General features: G+C 38.0%; 4 protein-coding genes and 1 pseudogene. All 5 read right to left on the bottom strand.

Features of this window, described 5'->3' with window-relative positions; translation table 11 throughout:
• Positions 1–2,072 (bottom strand): DNA-directed RNA polymerase subunit beta (gene rpoB / locus AC1DND_RS21780; protein ID WP_477584714.1); only part of this gene is annotated, 2,072 nt, incomplete at its 3' end.
• Positions 2,073–2,229: 157 nt separating this feature from the next.
• On the bottom strand, positions 2,230–2,607 hold the full coding sequence (gene rplL / locus AC1DND_RS21785) for a 50S ribosomal protein L7/L12 (protein WP_029279312.1): 378 nt from the start codon (positions 2,605–2,607) through the stop codon (positions 2,230–2,232).
• A 64-nt stretch (positions 2,608–2,671) separates the two neighbouring features.
• A complete protein-coding gene (rplJ, locus tag AC1DND_RS21790) occupies positions 2,672–3,193 on the bottom strand; it encodes a 50S ribosomal protein L10 (protein ID WP_477584715.1) in 522 nt (173 codons plus the stop codon).
• Between the two features lie 2 nt (positions 3,194–3,195).
• Complete coding sequence (gene rplA, locus AC1DND_RS21795) at positions 3,196–3,894, bottom strand: 50S ribosomal protein L1 (protein ID WP_029279316.1); 699 nt, start codon at positions 3,892–3,894, stop codon at positions 3,196–3,198.
• Positions 3,895–3,914: 20 nt separating this feature from the next.
• A pseudogene (locus AC1DND_RS21800) lies at positions 3,915–4,047 on the bottom strand (50S ribosomal protein L11); the annotation flags it as partial.

Consider the following 4,047-nt stretch of genomic DNA (forward strand, 5'->3'; position numbering starts at 1 on the left):
TCAACATACTCTACAACACCGTCACCTTCTGCGTTGATCAAAGTTCTTGAGTCACGTGCAACGCGACCTTCTAAACCTGTACCTACAATTGGTGCTTCAGGACGCAACAATGGTACGGCCTGACGTTGCATGTTCGATCCCATCAAAGCCCTGTTCGCATCATCATGTTCTAAGAACGGGATTAACGAAGCAGCGATTGAAGTAATCTGGTTAGGCGCAACGTCCATTAAGTCTAATTTCTCAGGCTCAATAATCGGGAAGTCACCCTCATAACGCGCTTTAACACGTGGTGTGGTAAAATTACCTTTATCATCATATTCTGCATTGGCCTGAGCGATGGTTTTACCATCTTCGTCCTCAGCAGATAAATAAATAACGTCTGAATCTACAACTACTTTACCATCTTCAACACGTTTGTATGGTGTTTCAATGAAACCTAAATTATTGATTTTTGCATGCACACAAAGTGATGAAATCAAACCAATGTTTGGTCCCTCTGGTGTTTCAATAGTACATAAACGACCATAGTGCGTATAGTGAACGTCACGTACCTCGAAACCGGCACGCTCACGCGATAAACCACCTGGACCTAAAGCCGATAAACGGCGTTTGTGTGTGATCTCTGCCAATGGATTCGTTTGATCCATGAACTGAGACAACTGGTTAGTACCAAAGAACGAGTTGATAACCGATGATAACGTACGGGCGTTAATCAAATCAGTTGGTGTAAACACCTCGTTATCACGAATATTCATACGCTCACGGATTGTTCTGGCCATACGGGCTAAACCAACACCAAATTGTGCGTACAATTGCTCACCTACCGTACGTACACGACGGTTAGACAAGTGATCGATATCATCTACTTCTTCTTTTGAGTTGATCAATTTGATCAGGTATTTAACAATTGCAATAATATCTGCTTTTGTTAATACTTTAACCTCATCAGGGGTATTCATTTTTAATTTACGGTTGATGCGGTAACGACCAACATCTCCTAAATCGTAACGTTTATCTGAAAAGAATAAACGATCAATGATACCACGGGCTGTTTCCTCATCAGGTGGTTCTGCATTACGCAAAGCACGATAGATGTTTTCTACAGCTTCTTTTTCTGAGTTTGATGTATCTTTCTGTAATGTATTATATATAATGGTATAATCAGCCTGACTTGCGCCATCTTCTTTAGACAAGATGATGCTTTTTACGCCTGCTTCGATAACCATATCAATGTGTTCGTCTTCTAAAACGGTTTCTCTTTCAAGAATCACTTCATTACGGTCGATAGAAACTACCTCACCTGTATCTTCATCTACAAAATCTTCAACCCATTTTTTCAATACCCTTGCTGCCAGTTTACGACCGATGTATTTCTTCAAACCAGATTTACTAACTTTTACTTCGTCAGCAAGATCAAAAAGTTCTAAGATATCTTTATCAGAATCGTAACCGATAGCACGTAATAAAGTGGTAACCGGGAATTTTTTCTTACGATCGATATAAGCATACATCACGTTATTAACGTCTGTAGCGAACTCGATCCATGAACCTTTGAAAGGAATTACACGTGCAGAATACAATTTGGTTCCATTTGTGTGACGGCTTTGACCGAAGAACACTCCTGGAGAACGGTGTAATTGCGAAACGATAACACGTTCTGCACCGTTGATAACAAACGTACCTTTTGGTGTCATATACGGGATTGTACCTAAGTACACATCCTGGATAATGGTTTCAAAATCTTCATGTTCTACATCATTACAAGAAAGCTTCAGCTTTGCTTTTAATGGAACATTGTAGGTTAATCCACGCTCAATACACTCATGTATATCGTAACGTGGCGGATCAACAAAATAATCAAGAAACTCCAATACGAAGATATTTCTTGAATCTGTTATTGGAAAGTTTTCAGCAAACACTTTAAACAAACCTTCGCTAGAGCGATCGTCTGATGTGGTATCTATCTGGAAAAATTCTCTGAATGATTGCAATTGCACATCCAGAAAATCCGGATAGTCTATAATGTGCTTACTAGTTGCAAAATTTACTCTTTGTTCGACTGTCTTTGCCAATGGACTAAAAGATTTTAGTTTAAGAATAAACTATTTGTTTGGTTTCAGTTTCAAGCATTCTCATTAACCAAACAAAATGAGATGTTTATAAACAGGTAAAGACACCGACATTTTCAGTCGGTGTCTAATACATTTTTAGCTTAGCTAAGTTAAGTGATTACTTAATCTCAACTACTGCTCCAGCTTCTTCTAATTGTTTTTTAAGAGCTTCTGCTTCGTCTTTAGTAACACCAGCTTTTAATTCTTTTGGTGCTCCGTCAACTAAGTCTTTTGCTTCTTTCAAACCAAGGCCAGTTAAGTCTTTAACAAGTTTCACAACTGCTAATTTAGCGCCACCAGCTTCTTTTAAGATAACATCAAATGATGTTTTTTCTGCAGCAGCAGCAGGTGCATCACCACCAGCAGCAGGACCAGCAACTACAGCAGCAGCTGCAGGCTCGATACCATACTCGTCTTTTAAGATTTGAGCTAATTCGTTAACTTCTTTAACTGTTAAGTTTACTAATTGCTCAGCAAACGATTTTAAATCTGCCATTTTATTAAGATTTTAAAAATTTACGTAAAAATAATTTTGTTTAATTGCGAACTTAAGGTGTTCGTTAACCTTCTCTTTCTTGTAGAGTTTTAACAATTCCTGCAATTTTGCCTCCGCTTGATTTAAGCGCAGATATAACATTCTTAGCTGGTGATTGTAATAATCCAATGATATCGCCAATAAGCTCTTCTCTCGATTTTAAGCTTACTAAGTTATTCAATTGGTCATCGCCAACGTATACTGATGAATCTATATATGCTGCTTTAAGCAATGGTTTATCAGATGTTCTTCTCAAAGTTTTAATCAACTTAGCCGGAGCGTTTGCTGTTTTTGAGAATAATAATGATGATGAACCTTTAAGGGCTTCGTATATCTCAGAAGCATCGCCATCTAAACCTTCAATCGCTTTGCGGATTAAAGAGTTTTTAGCAACTTTCATGATGATATCACCTTCGAAACATTTGCGGCGGATGTTGTTAATCTGCTCAACAGAAAGGCTAGAAGTATCAGCAATATAGAAATTGCCATACTCTTGCATTTGTCCTTGTAGTTCTAAAACTACTTCGTTTTTTTCTTCTCTGTTCATGATTAAATCCCCGCTACTGATTTTGTTTCAATTGCAATTCCAGGACTCATTGTAGAAGACACGTGAATGCTTTTAAAATAAGTTCCTTTAGCAGCAGATGGTTTTAATTTTGAAATTACCTGAATGATTTCAAGTGCATTCTCATAAATTTTATCTGCTGGGAATGATACTTTCCCTATTGAAGCGTGTATAATACCGCTTTTGTCTACTTTAAAATCAATCTTACCTGCTTTAACCTCTGTTACAGCTTTACCAACTTCGTTAGTTACTGTACCAGATTTTGGATTTGGCATTAAGTTCCTTGGACCTAAAACGCGGCCTAATTTACCTACTTTTGCCATACAAGCTGGTGTTGTGATAATAATGTCTACATCGGTCCAACCACCTTCAATTTTAGCCACATATTCGTCTAAACCTACGAAGTCTGCGCCAGCTGCTTTCGCTTCTTCTTCCTTATCAGGAGTTACTAGAGCTAAAACACGTACAGTTTTACCTGTACCGTGTGGTAAAGTAGCAATACCACGTACCATTTGATTCGCTTTACGCGGATCTACACCTAAAGATACATCAATATCAACTGATGCGTCGAATTTAGTGGTAGTGATTTCTTTTACCAAAGCAGCAGCAGCCTGTAAAGTATAAGCTTTACCAGCTTCTATTTTAGCGTGTGCCTTTTTTTGATTTTTAGTTAATTTCGCCACTGTTGTAAACTGTTTTTTAATTAATTGTTCCAGGGTGCGTCACCAGAAACGGTGATTCCCATACTGCGTGCTGTACCAGCAACCATACTCATTGCAGATTCGATTGTAAATGCATTTAAATCAGGCATTTTATCTTCAGCAATAACTTTAATC

The sequence above is a fragment of the Pedobacter sp. 01N416 genome (assembly GCF_056399685.1).